The 12,048-nt window shown below is 69.1% G+C and carries 18 protein-coding genes; 9 read left to right on the top strand and 9 right to left on the bottom strand.

From position 1 onward, the window contains the following. Nucleotides 1–20 precede the first annotated feature (20 nt). The 3 genes from aroQ (at nucleotide 21) to accC (ending at nucleotide 2,391) form a co-directional block, all read left to right on the top strand. Nucleotides 21–464, top strand: a complete 444-nt coding sequence (gene aroQ / locus V3391_RS16040) for a type II 3-dehydroquinate dehydratase (RefSeq protein WP_332079435.1) — start codon at nucleotides 21–23, stop codon at nucleotides 462–464. Between the two features lie 66 nt (nucleotides 465–530). Continuing rightward, complete coding sequence (gene accB / locus V3391_RS16035; RefSeq protein WP_332079434.1) at nucleotides 531–1,013, top strand: acetyl-CoA carboxylase biotin carboxyl carrier protein; 483 nt, start codon at nucleotides 531–533, stop codon at nucleotides 1,011–1,013. Between the two features lie 10 nt (nucleotides 1,014–1,023). Continuing rightward, on the top strand, nucleotides 1,024–2,391 hold the full coding sequence (accC, locus tag V3391_RS16030) for an acetyl-CoA carboxylase biotin carboxylase subunit (protein WP_332079433.1): 1,368 nt from the start codon (nucleotides 1,024–1,026) through the stop codon (nucleotides 2,389–2,391). A gap of 39 nt (nucleotides 2,392–2,430) precedes the next feature. Here the strand turns inward: accC and V3391_RS16025 are convergent, their stop codons facing one another. After that, entirely contained in the window at nucleotides 2,431–2,955 is a 525-nt protein-coding gene (locus V3391_RS16025) for a hypothetical protein (RefSeq protein WP_332079432.1), read from the bottom strand. A gap of 136 nt (nucleotides 2,956–3,091) precedes the next feature. Between V3391_RS16025 and V3391_RS16020 the strand changes: the two genes are divergently transcribed. Next, nucleotides 3,092–3,283 (top strand): hypothetical protein, encoded by a 192-nt coding sequence (locus V3391_RS16020; RefSeq protein WP_332079431.1) that lies wholly within the window; start codon nucleotides 3,092–3,094, stop codon nucleotides 3,281–3,283. Nucleotides 3,284–3,319: 36 nt separating this feature from the next. On the opposite strand, the gene V3391_RS16015 is transcribed toward V3391_RS16020, so the two are convergent. From V3391_RS16015 to V3391_RS16000, 4 genes are all read right to left on the bottom strand, one after another. Then, nucleotides 3,320–3,763, bottom strand: a complete 444-nt coding sequence (locus V3391_RS16015) for a hypothetical protein (protein ID WP_332079430.1) — start codon at nucleotides 3,761–3,763, stop codon at nucleotides 3,320–3,322. Between the two features lie 103 nt (nucleotides 3,764–3,866). Then, nucleotides 3,867–4,289 (bottom strand): hypothetical protein, encoded by a 423-nt coding sequence (locus V3391_RS16010; protein WP_332079429.1) that lies wholly within the window; start codon nucleotides 4,287–4,289, stop codon nucleotides 3,867–3,869. Between the two features lie 183 nt (nucleotides 4,290–4,472). Continuing rightward, nucleotides 4,473–5,210 carry an HAD family hydrolase gene (locus V3391_RS16005; protein WP_332079428.1) on the bottom strand — a complete coding sequence of 246 codons (738 nt, stop codon included), beginning with the start codon at nucleotides 5,208–5,210 and terminating at the stop codon, nucleotides 4,473–4,475. A 121-nt stretch (nucleotides 5,211–5,331) separates the two neighbouring features. Then, nucleotides 5,332–5,709 carry an EF-hand domain-containing protein gene (locus tag V3391_RS16000; RefSeq protein ID WP_332079426.1) on the bottom strand — a complete coding sequence of 126 codons (378 nt, stop codon included), beginning with the start codon at nucleotides 5,707–5,709 and terminating at the stop codon, nucleotides 5,332–5,334. A gap of 385 nt (nucleotides 5,710–6,094) precedes the next feature. Between V3391_RS16000 and V3391_RS15995 the strand changes: the two genes are divergently transcribed. Then, nucleotides 6,095–7,297 carry a PQQ-dependent sugar dehydrogenase gene (locus V3391_RS15995; protein WP_332079424.1) on the top strand — a complete coding sequence of 401 codons (1,203 nt, stop codon included), beginning with the start codon at nucleotides 6,095–6,097 and terminating at the stop codon, nucleotides 7,295–7,297. A gap of 58 nt (nucleotides 7,298–7,355) precedes the next feature. Here V3391_RS15995 and V3391_RS15990 read toward each other — a convergent pair whose 3' ends face one another. Next, nucleotides 7,356–8,129 (bottom strand): lytic transglycosylase domain-containing protein, encoded by a 774-nt coding sequence (locus V3391_RS15990; RefSeq protein WP_332079422.1) that lies wholly within the window; start codon nucleotides 8,127–8,129, stop codon nucleotides 7,356–7,358. A 91-nt stretch (nucleotides 8,130–8,220) separates the two neighbouring features. Here V3391_RS15990 and V3391_RS15985 point away from each other — a divergent pair, with 91 nt between their 5' ends. Both V3391_RS15985 and V3391_RS15980 read left to right on the top strand, forming a co-directional pair. Then, nucleotides 8,221–8,772, top strand: coding sequence for an adenine phosphoribosyltransferase (locus V3391_RS15985; RefSeq protein WP_425497276.1), 552 nt, complete (start codon nucleotides 8,221–8,223; stop codon nucleotides 8,770–8,772). A gap of 60 nt (nucleotides 8,773–8,832) precedes the next feature. Further along, a complete protein-coding gene (locus V3391_RS15980; protein WP_332079420.1) occupies nucleotides 8,833–9,312 on the top strand; it encodes a cupin in 480 nt (159 codons plus the stop codon). 9 nt (nucleotides 9,313–9,321) lie between these two features. Here the strand turns inward: V3391_RS15980 and V3391_RS15975 are convergent, their stop codons facing one another. Beyond that, entirely contained in the window at nucleotides 9,322–9,768 is a 447-nt protein-coding gene (locus V3391_RS15975) for a hypothetical protein (RefSeq protein ID WP_332079419.1), read from the bottom strand. 61 nt (nucleotides 9,769–9,829) lie between these two features. After that, complete coding sequence (locus V3391_RS15970) at nucleotides 9,830–10,546, bottom strand: SOS response-associated peptidase (RefSeq protein WP_332079418.1); 717 nt, start codon at nucleotides 10,544–10,546, stop codon at nucleotides 9,830–9,832. A gap of 145 nt (nucleotides 10,547–10,691) precedes the next feature. Here V3391_RS15970 and V3391_RS15965 point away from each other — a divergent pair, with 145 nt between their 5' ends. Next, nucleotides 10,692–10,886, top strand: a complete 195-nt coding sequence (locus V3391_RS15965; protein WP_332079417.1) for a hypothetical protein — start codon at nucleotides 10,692–10,694, stop codon at nucleotides 10,884–10,886. Between the two features lie 128 nt (nucleotides 10,887–11,014). Here V3391_RS15965 and V3391_RS15960 read toward each other — a convergent pair whose 3' ends face one another. Continuing rightward, complete coding sequence (locus V3391_RS15960; RefSeq protein ID WP_332079416.1) at nucleotides 11,015–11,284, bottom strand: hypothetical protein; 270 nt, start codon at nucleotides 11,282–11,284, stop codon at nucleotides 11,015–11,017. 219 nt (nucleotides 11,285–11,503) lie between these two features. On the opposite strand from V3391_RS15960, the gene V3391_RS15955 reads away from it, so the two are divergent. Beyond that, the gene (locus V3391_RS15955; protein ID WP_332079415.1) at nucleotides 11,504–12,010 is read left to right on the top strand and encodes a DUF421 domain-containing protein; all 507 of its coding nucleotides are present in this window, start codon (nucleotides 11,504–11,506) and stop codon (nucleotides 12,008–12,010) included. The last annotated feature ends 38 nt before the right edge of the window (nucleotides 12,011–12,048 follow it).

Below are 12,048 nucleotides of genomic sequence, written 5' to 3'. Positions count from 1 at the left end.
CCTGCCGCACCGCGTTCCCGATGGCCTCGATCCTCGTCCTGCACGGCCCCAACCTCAACCTGCTCGGCACCCGCGAGCCGGCGGTCTACGGGCACGCGACGCTGGCCGACATCGACGCCGCGCTGCAGACGACCGCGCAGGCCGCCGGCCATACCCTGGAGAGCCTGCAGTCGAACGCCGAGCACGTCCTGGTCGACCGGGTGCAGGCCGCCCGGAGCGACGGCACCGCGCTGATCCTGCTCAATCCGGCCGCGTTCACCCACACCTCGGTGGCCCTGCGCGATGCGCTGGCCGCGATCGACCTGCCGTTCTACGAGATCCACCTGTCGAACCCGCACCGCCGCGAGCCGTTCCGCCACACCAGCTATTTCAGTGATCTCGCCGTCGGCGTGGTCTGCGGCTTCGGCGCCGACAGCTACCGCTACGCGCTCGACGCCGCGATCGCCCGGCTGCGCGCCGGCTGACCCGATTCCCATCATCCCGTTCCGTATTCGCGCGGCTGCGCGACCCACGCAAAGAGAGAGGCCCGCATGGACCTGAGAAAGATCAAGAAGCTCATCGACCTGCTCGAAGAGTCCAACCTGACCGAGATCGAGATCAAGGAAGGCGAGGAGTCCGTGCGCCTGTCGCGCAACTCGGGCAATGCCGCCCCGATGATGTACGCCCCCGCGCCGGCCGCGGCCGCGCCGCGCGCGGCCGAGCCGGTGATGCCGATGAGCTCGCCGGTCGATGCCGCCACCGGCGGCACGCCGAAGGCCGCAGGCGACGATCTGCCCGCAGGCCAGGTGACCAAATCGCCGATGGTCGGCACGTACTACGCCTCGCCCGCACCGGACAAGCCGGCCTTCGTGACCGTGGGCCAGCAGGTCAAGGCCGGCGACACGCTGGGCATCATCGAAGCGATGAAGATGTTCAACCCGATCGAGGCCGAGACCTCGGGCACGGTCGTCGCGATCCTGTGCGAGAGCGGCCAGCCGGTCGAATTCGACCAGCCGCTGTTCGTGATCGGCTGAGGCCGCCGCGATGCTGGAAAAAGTCGTCATCGCCAATCGCGGTGAGATCGCGCTGCGCATCCTGCGCGCGTGTCACACCCTCGGCATCCGCACGGTCGCGGTGCACTCCACCGTCGACCGCAATCTCAAGCACGTGGCGATGGCCGACGAGTCGGTCTGCATCGGCCCGCCGCCGTCCGCGCAGAGCTATCTCGACATGCCGGCGATCATCGCCGCGGCCGAGGTCACCGACGCCCAGGCGATCCATCCCGGCTACGGCTTCCTCAGCGAGAACGCCGATTTCGCCGAACGCGTCGAACAGTCGGGTTTCATCTTCATCGGGCCCAAGGCCGAGACCATCCGCCTGATGGGCGACAAGGTCGAGGCGATCCGCGCGATGAAGGAAGCCGGCGTACCCTGCGTGCCCGGTTCCGGCGGCCCGCTCGGCGACGATGCGGCGACCAACGTCAAGATCGCCCGCGAGATCGGCTACCCGATCATCGTCAAGGCGGCCGGTGGCGGCGGCGGACGCGGCATGCGCGTGGTCCACACCGAAGCCGCGCTGGTCAACGCGATCGCGACGACCAAGCAGGAAGCCAAGGCCGCGTTCTCGAACGACATGGTCTACATGGAGAAGTTCCTCGAGAACCCGCGCCATGTGGAGATCCAGGTGCTGGCCGACGGCCAGGGCGGCGCGATCCATCTGGGCGAGCGCGACTGCTCGATGCAGCGTCGCCACCAGAAGGTCGTCGAGGAAGCGCCGGCGCCGGGCATCACCCCAGAAGCGCGCGCGGAGATCGGCAAGGTCTGCGTGGATGCCTGCATCCGCATCGGCTATCGCGGCGCGGGCACGTTCGAATTCCTCTACGAGAACGGTCGCTTCTACTTCATCGAAATGAACACCCGCATCCAGGTCGAGCATCCGGTGACCGAACTGGTGACCGGCATCGATCTGGTGCGCGAGCAGTTGATGATCGCCTCGGGCCACAAGCTGTCGATCAAGCAGGAAGACGTGGTGCTGACTGGCCACGCGATCGAGTGCCGCATCAACGCCGAGGATCCGGAGACCTTCCTGCCCTCGCCCGGCACGATCCGTCACTTCCACGCGCCCGGCGGCCCTGGCGTGCGCGTCGACACGCACGTCTACGAAGGCTATGCGGTGCCGCCGAACTACGACTCGATGATCGGCAAGCTGATCGTGCACGGCGCCGACCGCGAGCAGGCGATCTGCCGCATGCGCGTGGCCCTGTCGGAAATGGTCGTCGACGGCATCAAGACCAACATCCCGCTGCAGCAGCGGATCATGCGCGACCAGGGCTTCGCCGCCGGTGGGCAGAACATCCACTACCTCGAGAAGCGCCTCGCCGAGCGCAAGAACAAGACGCTGGCCATCGGCTGAGTCGGCATCCGGGCGTCGCAGTCGCGGCGCCCGGCGGCGTCAGCCTTCGCGATCGGGAAACGCGCGGCGCAAGGCCGCGTCCAGCCGGATCGGCCGCGCCCAGCGGTCGAAACTCGACACCAGTCCGCGCCGCACGCGGGTGAAGGTTTCCGTGCCGCGGCCCGCCTCCAGTCTTGCGAGCACCTCGCTCCAGCCGCCGGCCGGATCGAGCCGCCATTCGCCGACGATCTCCCGGCACGTCCGCCCCAGCGCACGCGCCGTCGCGCAGGCCAGATAGACGTCTGCCGGTCGCGCGCCGGCATCCAGCAGTTCGGTCACGAACGCGCGCGGCGCGCCCTGGTAGCGCACCAGCTCGTCGACGAAGGCGCCGCGATAGCGCCCGGCGTACGTGTTGACGTCCGCCAGCCAGGTATCCAGCCAGTCGTCACCGCTCGCCGCCGTCCAGATCGCGACTGCCGCCGGTGCGTCCGCGACCGCCAACGGCGCATCGGTCGCGTCCTGCGCCATCGCCGGCAGGGCGATACCGGTCAGCAACGCGGCGATCAGGGCGGAGCGGATGTACATCGAAGGTCCTCGGCTGGCCGGACGGGCGCACCGCGCGCGTTGTCCGGCATGAGCGTTGCCACGCGCCGCCTCGCGACGTGCCTGCGACACGCGGTGGACGACGATACCCCACGCCCGCAATCCAAGGACAGCCGTCATGACCGCATCCCGCCCGCAGAACCGCTCGACCCGATTGTGGCGCTGGGGCATCGGGATCGGCGTGGTCGCCGTGCTGCTGGGCGCGTGGTGGCTGGCCCTGGACCGCTTCGCTGCACGGATCGGACTGGACGCCGAAAACACGATGCGCGAACTGCCCCGTAACGCGGACAACCGCCTGCTGGCGGACTGAAGGGAGTTCGAACCGCGCCGGCACGCGGCGCGGTACTCAGCGCGCGGCGATGACCAGCGTGCCGGGACGTCCGCCCTGTTGCCACCAGTCGCCGGTGCCGGTCACACGCAGCGCGATCGCGCCCTTGCGCATCGCCAAATCGTTGCCGACCTGCCCGTTCGCCACGTAGGCACCGATCACGTCGCGCGGATCCTCCACGCCACTGAAGCTCGCCGCGCCCGCATCGATGCGTAGCGCGTCACCGCCATGGGCCTTGACGCTGACCCGCACCGGCAAGGTCCGCCCGTCGGCGCAGCGGAGTTCGCCGGTGCCGCGCGCGGCGCGGTGATGCATCGACCAGTTGCCGGCGGTGAACACCAGTTCGCAGGTCATCGGCTCGGCGGCGACACCGCTTGCAGGCGCGCCAGTGAACAGCGCGCACGCGGACAGGACCGCGACGAGCGGACCGTGGGTTCGGCGGAAACGGAGATGGCGGCGCATGGGCCAACGCTAGCAGAAGGTCCGGACGGACACACGCCGCAGTCGATGACTGCGGCGTGGCGGATGGCTGAATGCGGCGGGCCGCCGCGATGTGGCGCCGGACTCAGCGCCAGCGGCGATCGCGCGAGCGGTCCTGGCGCGGATCGTAGTACTGCACGGTGCAGCGGCCGCGACGGTCGCAGGTCTCGCGGCGCACCTGCTGCTGGTTGCGCCAGCCGTGGGCGGGCGCATGACGCGGCGGGCCGTTGCGGTAGTGACGTGCGTCGTAGCGCGCATCGTAGCGCGGCGCCGTGCGGTAGTAGACCGGTCGACCACGGTTGTCGTAGGACACGCGCAGCTGATTGTCGTAGTCGCCGCGGTAGTACGGCTGGTTGCCGCGCAGCACCACATCGGCGACATCGACGATGACCTGCACCAGGTCGTCGCTGGACTGGGCGTGCGCCGGCGCCGGCGCGAGTGCGGCGGCCGACAGACCTGCGGCGAGCAGGCCGGGCGCGAGCCATCGGGTCAGGGGATTGGTGATCATGGCGTCTCTCCGGTGGGCCGCCACCGCAGCGGCCATGGGTCCAACATGGCGCCCCGGGAATGAACAGGCATGCAATTTCGCGGCCTGCGGCCCCACACACGCGGACGCGTAAAGAGACGGTTCAAACTGTAAACGTTTCCCGACGATGGAAGCGTTTACGCGGCGATTGCGGGGTCTCGCCGATCAATCTTCGCGAGACGCTGATGCGCGCGCGGCGAGCATCGCTACCGCTTCGGGCAACGCTTCGGGTTCGGCGACCACGCACATCCGCGCATCGAGTGCCGCGTCGATGTACGCGTCCGTTTCATGCGCCCAGGTCGTGCGATACGGCATGTGCACGCCCCAGCCGCCGAGCGCGAGCACCGGTGCGATGTCGGAGCGCAGCGAATTGCCGATCATCAGGAATTGCCCGGCGTCGATGTCGAACTCGGCCAGCAGACGCGCATAGGTCTGCGGATCCTTCTCGCTGACGATCTCGATGCGCCGGAACAGATCCGACAGGCCCGAATCGCGCACCTTGGCTTCCTGGTGGAACAGGTCGCCTTTGGTGATCAGCACGACGTCGAAATCCGCGGCCACGGCTTCGACCGCCTGGCGGATGCCGGGCAGCAGTTCCACCGGATGCCGCAGCAGCCCCTTGGCCATCTCGACGATGCGATGCAGATCGAGCGCGGCGATGCGGCCACCGGTGATCTGCGTCGCCGATTCGATCATCGACAGCGTCATGCCTTTCACGCCGTAGCCGAACACCGCGATGTTGGCCGTCTCGACCGCATACAGCGCATCGAGCACGCGCACATCGGCGAGATCCACGTAGCGGCCGACGATGCGCTCGAACTCGGCCTGCGCGTCATCGAAATAATCCTGGCTGCGCCAGAGCGTGTCGTCGGCGTCGAAGCCGATCATGCGGATTCCGGTCATGCGCCAATTATGCGCTGCCCGCGTGACACGTCACCGCGACGCGGGCACAAAAAAGGGCGGCCCGAAGGCCGCCCTCTGTTACGCGATGATCTGAGTCGATCAGGTCACGCGCGTGCCGGAATCACTCCTCGGCAGCGCCCGCACCAGCGGCCTGACGGTTCACGAAGTCGCGATACTCTTCCGGCGTGATGAAGCCATCGCCGTCGGCATCGACCTCGCTGAAGACCTGTGCGAGGCCTTCGAGGCCTGCAGCCTCGGCCTGGCTGAGCTTGCCGTCACCATCGGTATCGAGATCCGCCCAGGTCACCTGACCCTGCTGGGCCTGCGGCGCTTCGGCCGTGGCGTCCTGCGCGTAGTCCTGCGTGGTCGTGGTCGCCGCATCCGTGGTCGGCGGCGCCTGCGTGGTGGAGGCGGTCGGGTCCTGCGCGAACGCCATCGGCATGGCCAAGGCAACACCCAGGGCGATCATCGCGGTCAGCGGCTTGCGTGCATTCTTCATGAGCGTCTACTCCGTATTTCAGAACTTGGGTTTGTTGCGCGGGGTGGTGAGTCGTCCTCGTCGTGGATACCGCACGGGATCCACCTTGCAGGCAGGCGAATGAACGCTTCGGGCGCCACGAACACCACCGCTTACGAACGCTTAACCACAGCGTGGATCGCGCGCTTTAGGCCGTCCGTTCACGACGCGTGAGCGCGTACGGACGAAACGCTTGATTACGGCGTTCGTGCGCGCGATGCATCGACGCGTTCCGACGGCTGCGTTGCGCCGGATGCACTGAATCGAACACAACGTTTACGAGCCGATGCTCGACCACGCGTCAAACGGTCTCCACGAACCGGTATGCGACACTCGGGTTTACCCCGATTGCGCCCTGGAGATACGCATGACACGCACGCGACCCCTCGTTCTGACCACCCTCGCCGCTTCGCTGTTGTGGCTCTCGGGCTGCGACGGCAATGCCGCCAACGGCACCGCGACGCAGGACACGGCAGCGCCGCAGGCAGCGACCTCCGACGCGACCGCGACCGCAGCGCCCGCCGCCGATGCGATCGAAGGCCTGCCGTTCGCGAGCACCGCAATCGCCAGCTTCAACGAGCCGTGGGCGATCGGCTTCCTGCCCGATGGCAGCGTGCTGATCACCGAGAAGAGCGGCGTGCTCAAGCACGTGACGTTGCCCGGCGGCGAAGCCCGCGAGATTTCCGGCGTGCCGGCCGTCGCCAACGCAGGCCAGGGCGGCCTGGGCGACATCAAGCCGCATCCGCAGTTCGCGGAGAACGGCATCGTCTACCTGAGCTACGCGGAGGACGGCGAAGGCGGTCGCGGCGCAGCGGTCGCACGTGCGCGTCTGGATCTCGACGCGGGCGCGCTGCAGGACGTCTCGGTGATCTGGCGCCAGGTGCCCAAGGTCGACGGCAACGGTCATTACGGCCATCGCATCGCATTCGATGGCGACGGCAAGCTGTGGATCTCCTCGGGCGAGCGGCAGAAGTTCGATCCCTCGCAGAGCATGCAGTCCAACCTCGGCAAGATCGTGCGCCTCAACGACGACGGCAGCGTGCCGGACGAAAATCCGTTCGCCGGCAAGGGCGAGGTCGCGTCGCAGGTCTGGTCGCTCGGCCATCGCAATCCGCTCGGTCTCGCGTTCGACACGCAGGGCCGTCTGTGGAACAGCGAGATGGGCCCGGCCGGCGGCGACGAGCTCAACCTGGTCAAGCGCGGTGCGAATTACGGTTACCCGACCGTCTCCAACGGCGACCACTACGACGGCCGTCCGATTCCCGACCACGACACGCGCCCGGAATTCGAGAAGCCGGCGATCACCTGGACGCCGGTGATCTCGCCATCGAGCCTCGCGTTCTACAGCGGCACGCTGTTCCCGGAGTGGACCGGCAACGCCTTCATCGGCGGCCTGTCGGGCCAGACGCTGGTGCGCATCGAGATCGACGGCGACAGCGCGCGCGAAGCCGAGCGTTTCGCAATGGGCGGTCGCATCCGCGACGTCGCGCAGGGCCCGGACGGCGCGCTGTACGTGATCGAGGACGGCAAGGACGGCCGCCTGATCCGGCTGGCACCGCGCGAGGGCTGATCGCCCACGCGTCGCATCGAAGGCCGCGGGGAACCGCGGCCTTTTTCGTTCCGGGGTTTCAGATTTCCGGTCGTTCGATCGGATTGCCCAGCGCCGCGCGATACCGCACGTACAGCGCCTGCACCTTGTCGATGTAGGCGCGCGTCTCGGCATACGGCGGTACGCCGTCGAACCGCGTCACAGTGCCGATGCCGGCGTTGTAGGCCGCGAGCGCGAGCGTGCGGTCGCCGTTGTAGCGGCGCAGCAGACCACGCAGATGCCGTGCGCCGGCACGGATCGATTCGGCCGGCGCGTCCGGATCCACGACGCCGTAATCGGCGATGACATCCGGCATCAGCTGCATCACGCCGCGCGCGCCCTTGGGCGACAACGCGGTCGCGTCGAAGCCGCTTTCCGCGTGCGCGATCGCGCGCAGCCAGGCTTCGTCGAGTCCATAGGTCTTCGCATTCGCCGCGAACAGCGCCGAGTGCGGTTTGAGCTGCGGCGCGCCGACATTGCCCAGGCCTTCGTGCGCGGGTTCGCCGGGCGGCGTCTGCGCGGTGAAGCGCAGGTACTCGCGTGATCCCGGCAGCCGGCGCGTGCCGTAGACCATCATGCCGTCCTGCTCGCGCTCGTACAGCACGCCGCTGAAGACGCCCATCGAACCCCAGAGATTCGGCGTCTGCACCGCGTCGTCGGCGATCTCGCGCGCTTCGCATTTCGAGCCCGGCTCGGGCGCGGTCGACAGGCTCACGGTGCCGCCCTTGACGCAGCGCCAGACGGTGCGCGCTTCGACCGGCGCGGCGGCCACGAGTGCGGCGGCGAGCACGGTGGCCGACCACCGGTGCGACATGGGCGGGAACTGGGGCATGACGGCACCGGAAGCGGGTCGCGGCTGTATACGCCGCATGGCGTGCACATTGTGTCGGAACGCGTGTGCGGCCATGATCGTCGCCCGCCGAACGAGCCCTCCCCCGATGCCGCACTGGTCGTCGCTGATCCGGGAAATCCCGGACTTCCCCAAACCCGGCATCGTGTTCAAGGACATCACGCCGGTCCTCGCCGATGCACGCGGATTCGCCGACGCGATCGACGCGATGGCCGCGCCGTGGCGCGACGCGGTGCCCGATGCCTTCATCGGCATCGAGTCGCGCGGCTTCATCTTCGCCGCCGCGCTCGCGCATGCTCTGGGCGCGGGCTTCGTGCCGGTGCGCAAGCCGGGCAAGCTGCCGGCACGCACACTGGCCCACGACTACGCACTCGAATACGGCAGCGACCGGCTGGAAATGCACGCCGATGCACTGCCGCCGGGCGCACGCGTGGTGCTGGTCGACGACGTCCTCGCCACCGGCGGCACGCTGCGCGCGGCGTTGTCGCTCGCACGCCAGCAGGGTGCGCGCGTCGTCGGCGCCGCGGTACTGGTCGAACTGCCCGAACTCAACGGCCGCGCACGCTGGGACAGCGACGCGCCGCTGCACGTCGCCCTGCAGGGCTGATTTTCCGACGCGCTGACGCGTTCGCAGGCAGGCTGGCGGCAGGTCCGTCAGGAGCCCGAAATGCGCATCGAACATCTGGTCCTCGGCCCCAACGACTGGGTGCCGAACCATCCATCGATCGCGGTGCGCGTCTATCGCGGCCTGCGCTCGGCCGACGGCCATGTGCCGGATGCATCGGCGTTCGAGCGCATGTTCGCGTCGCACGGCTGGCCGCCGGACTGGCGCGGCGGTGTCTACGACGATCACCACTACCATTCGACGGCGCACGAAGTGCTGGGCGTGTACACCGGTCACGCGCGACTGGAAATCGGTGGACCCGGCGGCAATGTCGTCACGCTCGAAGCAGGCGACGCACTGCTGTTGCCGGTCGGCACCGGCCATCGCTGCATCGATGCCGACACTGCGTTCCGCGTGGTCGGCGCCTATCCCGAGGGACAGGACTGGGATCTTCAGCGCGCCGCGCCGGATGCGGCGACGCGCGCGCGCATCCATGCGCTGCCGGCGCCGCCGCGCGATCCCGTCGACGGCGCGCCGTTCTAGCGCAGTGCGTCAGGGCGTTGCAGGCGCCGGCGGCGCGCCGCGCTTGGCCTGTTCCAGCAGCGCCGCGAAGCGCGCCTGCCGCAGCTGATCGCCGAGCGTCGTGCACTGCGGACCGACCGGGCGCGACGCGAGCTGCGTGCGCATCGTGCCGGCGACCTGGTCGAACTGCGCATCGACGGCCTGCACCGTCGCGGCGAATTCGGGCGAATCGGGCTTGCTGCCCTTCGCGGCGACGTAGTCGGGATTGTTGAGGCGGAACTGGGTCACGCCGGTGTCGAGCGCCTGCGCGCCGGCCGGATCCTTGGCACAGAACTCGCGGAACACCTCGATCTGGCGATCGAAGACGTGCGCGCCCATGTAGGCGGCCTGCGCATCGGTGGGCGGGGCCTGGGCGAAGGCGGGGGCGCCGACGGCGGCAAGGGACAGCGCGAGACAGGCGGTGCGCAGGATCGGCATGACGGACTCCGGAACAGACTGGGGGAAGCGCGGACGATAGCGCTGCGATGTGAGTTTTCCGTCAGTCGTCGTCGATGTCCGCGTCGGGATCGGCATCGTCGTCCACCGGATCGGCATCGTCCGGCGGTGCGGGTTCGAGCAGGGTGTAGTCGTCGACATCGCGGCTGCGGATGCGCTTCGAGACCGGATAGGCCTCGAGCGCCGGCTGCGGTGTCCCGGCGATCCGCGCGGGATCGGGCGCCGGATCGGACAGCCAGTCGAGAATGTTCGAGGCCGGCAGGAACAGCGGCCCGTCGGGCGACAGGGGCCGCGGAATCGCGGTGTTCGGCATCGTCAGCAACGCGAACGAGGCCAGCGGCGGCGGCTCGCGTTCCCACAGATCCCAGACGCCGGCCGCGAACAGCAGCTCGCCGCTGCGCGACTGGATGAAGTGCGGCACGGGCCGCGCGCCGCTGCGGTCCCATTTGTAATAGCCGTTCATCGGCACGACGCATCGCCGCGATGCCCACGGCCGTGCGTAGATGCGACTGGTCGGTGCGCGATTCAGGCGCGCGGTGATCGTGCTGTACGCGGTTTCCGGCAGCTTCGACCAGCGCGGCACCAGCCCCCAGCGCAGCGTGTCCACCACCACCTCGCCGTCGTGCAGGACCAGCACGAGCGCGTCGCCGTTGGACGCGATGTTGTAGCGCGGCCGCGCGTCCGACAGCGCGGCCCTGATGTCGGGCGCCAGCGCGGCCGGCACGGTATCGGCGGCGACGGCCTGCACGAACCTACGCATCGACGGTCTCTGGATACACGATGTGGCGCGCGTGATGCGACATGCGACCAGCCTGCGACGCGACGCGTGAAGCAGGCGCGGATTTCACGCGTGCATGGCGCGTCCGCGGCCACGGTGGACGCACCACCCGCACCGAGACGACGCCATGCAGATGCCGAACCCTTCGCGACCGCCGACGCCGCCGGATGACGTACCCGGCAGCATGCCGCACCCGATGCACGATCCGATGCCGGACCAGCCGGTCGATCCACCGCTGCCGACGCCCGGCGACCCGGAGCGGGACCCGCAGCCGATGCAGGACCCGCCCGCACCCAACCAGCCGCAGGATCCGCCGCAGTAGTCCTGAGCGCGCACGGAACAGCGCACGCGAGACTGCGTGTCGCTGTCGAACGTCGGTCGCGCGTCTGATGCGCGCGTGCCACCGGCGGATCCGCGCGGCGGCCTGATACCCCAAGGCGGTCGTACGCGTCAGAGCGCGACGGTGGATACCGTGTCGTCGCCGCCCGACTGCGCGGCCATCGACGCAGCGGGGGCGTACATGCGTTCGTGCTCGTAGCCACCATCGGCGCCGAAGATGCGCAGCGTCGCGCCGCGCGCGAGCGTCAGCGGATTGGCGGCGAGGGTGTCGAACGCCGAGGCATGCGTGGCGTGGTGCGAGGGTGAGGCGTCGCCGGCCGCGGCGAGTTCCCAGTCGAAGGTGGCGGCGTTGTGCCGCAGGGTGAAACTGATCGGAGGCATTGCAGGGTGTCCATCGACGGTGAGGAGGCCGCCGGGCACCGGAGCATCCTCACACGCGCGGCATGATGGCCTCGTGTGCGCGGCCCGCAGGCTGCGCAGCGAACGCGATGCACATGCCGGACCGGTTGCGCCGGGCGGGCCTTGGTCCCGCATTCACCGAGGCAGCACATGCGCTGCGCGATAAGCCCGGACACCGGCGCACCGCCGGCGGAGACGCCCATGCACGCTGCATTCGAGAGTCTGTTTTCGCTGAGCATGCCGTGGTGGGAGTTCGTGCTGCGCGCGGTGCTGGTGTACGTGGTCGTCCTGGTGTTGATGCGCCTGACCGGCAAACGCACGGTCGGCCAGCTCACCCCGTTCGATCTGCTGGTCGTCGTGCTGCTGGGCAATGCGGTGCAGAACTCGCTGATCGGTGAGGACACCTCGCTGCTGGGCGGTCTGATTCTCGCCGCGACGCTGTTGGGATTGAACTCGCTGGTCGGCCGGTTGTCGGCGCACAACCGCCGCTTCGACCGGTTCATCGAAGGCTCGCCGGTGATCCTGGCGCGTCGCGGCGAAGTGTTCCGCGCGCAGCTCGCGCGCCAGGCGATCAGCGAGCAGGATTTCGCGATCGCGCGCCGCGCCGCCGGTTACGCGACGCTGGGCGAGATCGAACTGGCAGTGCTCGAGACGTCGGGCGAGATCACCTTCATCCCGCGCAGGGACGGCGCGCACGCGACACGCTGAGTGGTCGTTCGCACGCGAGCCACGCGTCTGCATGCACG

This window comes from Luteimonas flava (genome assembly GCF_036584485.1).
In the GTDB taxonomy this organism is placed as follows: Bacteria; Pseudomonadota; Gammaproteobacteria; order Xanthomonadales; family Xanthomonadaceae; genus Luteimonas; species Luteimonas flava.
This window is presented reverse-complemented; position numbering and strand designations above follow the sequence as displayed.

What these genes read in the sequence shown, in the direction of transcription:
- V3391_RS15965 (WP_332079417.1), top strand. Translation starts at nt 10,692, where the DNA reads ATGCAGATGCCGAACCCTTCGCGACCGCCGACGCCGCCGGATGACGTA.
- V3391_RS16010 (WP_332079429.1), bottom strand. Translation starts at nt 4,289, where the DNA reads ATGATCACCAATCCCCTGACCCGATGGCTCGCGCCCGGCCTGCTCGCC.
- accC (WP_332079433.1), top strand. Translation starts at nt 1,024, where the DNA reads ATGCTGGAAAAAGTCGTCATCGCCAATCGCGGTGAGATCGCGCTGCGC.
- V3391_RS15990 (WP_332079422.1), bottom strand. Translation starts at nt 8,129, where the DNA reads ATGTCGCACCGGTGGTCGGCCACCGTGCTCGCCGCCGCACTCGTGGCC.
- V3391_RS15970 (WP_332079418.1), bottom strand. Translation starts at nt 10,546, where the DNA reads ATGCGTAGGTTCGTGCAGGCCGTCGCCGCCGATACCGTGCCGGCCGCG.
- V3391_RS15955 (WP_332079415.1), top strand. Translation starts at nt 11,504, where the DNA reads ATGCACGCTGCATTCGAGAGTCTGTTTTCGCTGAGCATGCCGTGGTGG.
- V3391_RS16020 (WP_332079431.1), top strand. Translation starts at nt 3,092, where the DNA reads ATGACCGCATCCCGCCCGCAGAACCGCTCGACCCGATTGTGGCGCTGG.
- V3391_RS15980 (WP_332079420.1), top strand. Translation starts at nt 8,833, where the DNA reads ATGCGCATCGAACATCTGGTCCTCGGCCCCAACGACTGGGTGCCGAAC.
- V3391_RS16015 (WP_332079430.1), bottom strand. Translation starts at nt 3,763, where the DNA reads ATGCGCCGCCATCTCCGTTTCCGCCGAACCCACGGTCCGCTCGTCGCG.
- aroQ (WP_332079435.1), top strand. Translation starts at nt 21, where the DNA reads ATGGCCTCGATCCTCGTCCTGCACGGCCCCAACCTCAACCTGCTCGGC.
- V3391_RS15995 (WP_332079424.1), top strand. Translation starts at nt 6,095, where the DNA reads ATGACACGCACGCGACCCCTCGTTCTGACCACCCTCGCCGCTTCGCTG.
- accB (WP_332079434.1), top strand. Translation starts at nt 531, where the DNA reads ATGGACCTGAGAAAGATCAAGAAGCTCATCGACCTGCTCGAAGAGTCC.
- V3391_RS16025 (WP_332079432.1), bottom strand. Translation starts at nt 2,955, where the DNA reads ATGTACATCCGCTCCGCCCTGATCGCCGCGTTGCTGACCGGTATCGCC.
- V3391_RS16005 (WP_332079428.1), bottom strand. Translation starts at nt 5,210, where the DNA reads ATGACCGGAATCCGCATGATCGGCTTCGACGCCGACGACACGCTCTGG.
- V3391_RS15975 (WP_332079419.1), bottom strand. Translation starts at nt 9,768, where the DNA reads ATGCCGATCCTGCGCACCGCCTGTCTCGCGCTGTCCCTTGCCGCCGTC.
- V3391_RS16000 (WP_332079426.1), bottom strand. Translation starts at nt 5,709, where the DNA reads ATGAAGAATGCACGCAAGCCGCTGACCGCGATGATCGCCCTGGGTGTT.
- V3391_RS15960 (WP_332079416.1), bottom strand. Translation starts at nt 11,284, where the DNA reads ATGCCTCCGATCAGTTTCACCCTGCGGCACAACGCCGCCACCTTCGAC.
- V3391_RS15985 (WP_425497276.1), top strand. Translation starts at nt 8,221, where the DNA reads ATGATCGTCGCCCGCCGAACGAGCCCTCCCCCGATGCCGCACTGGTCG.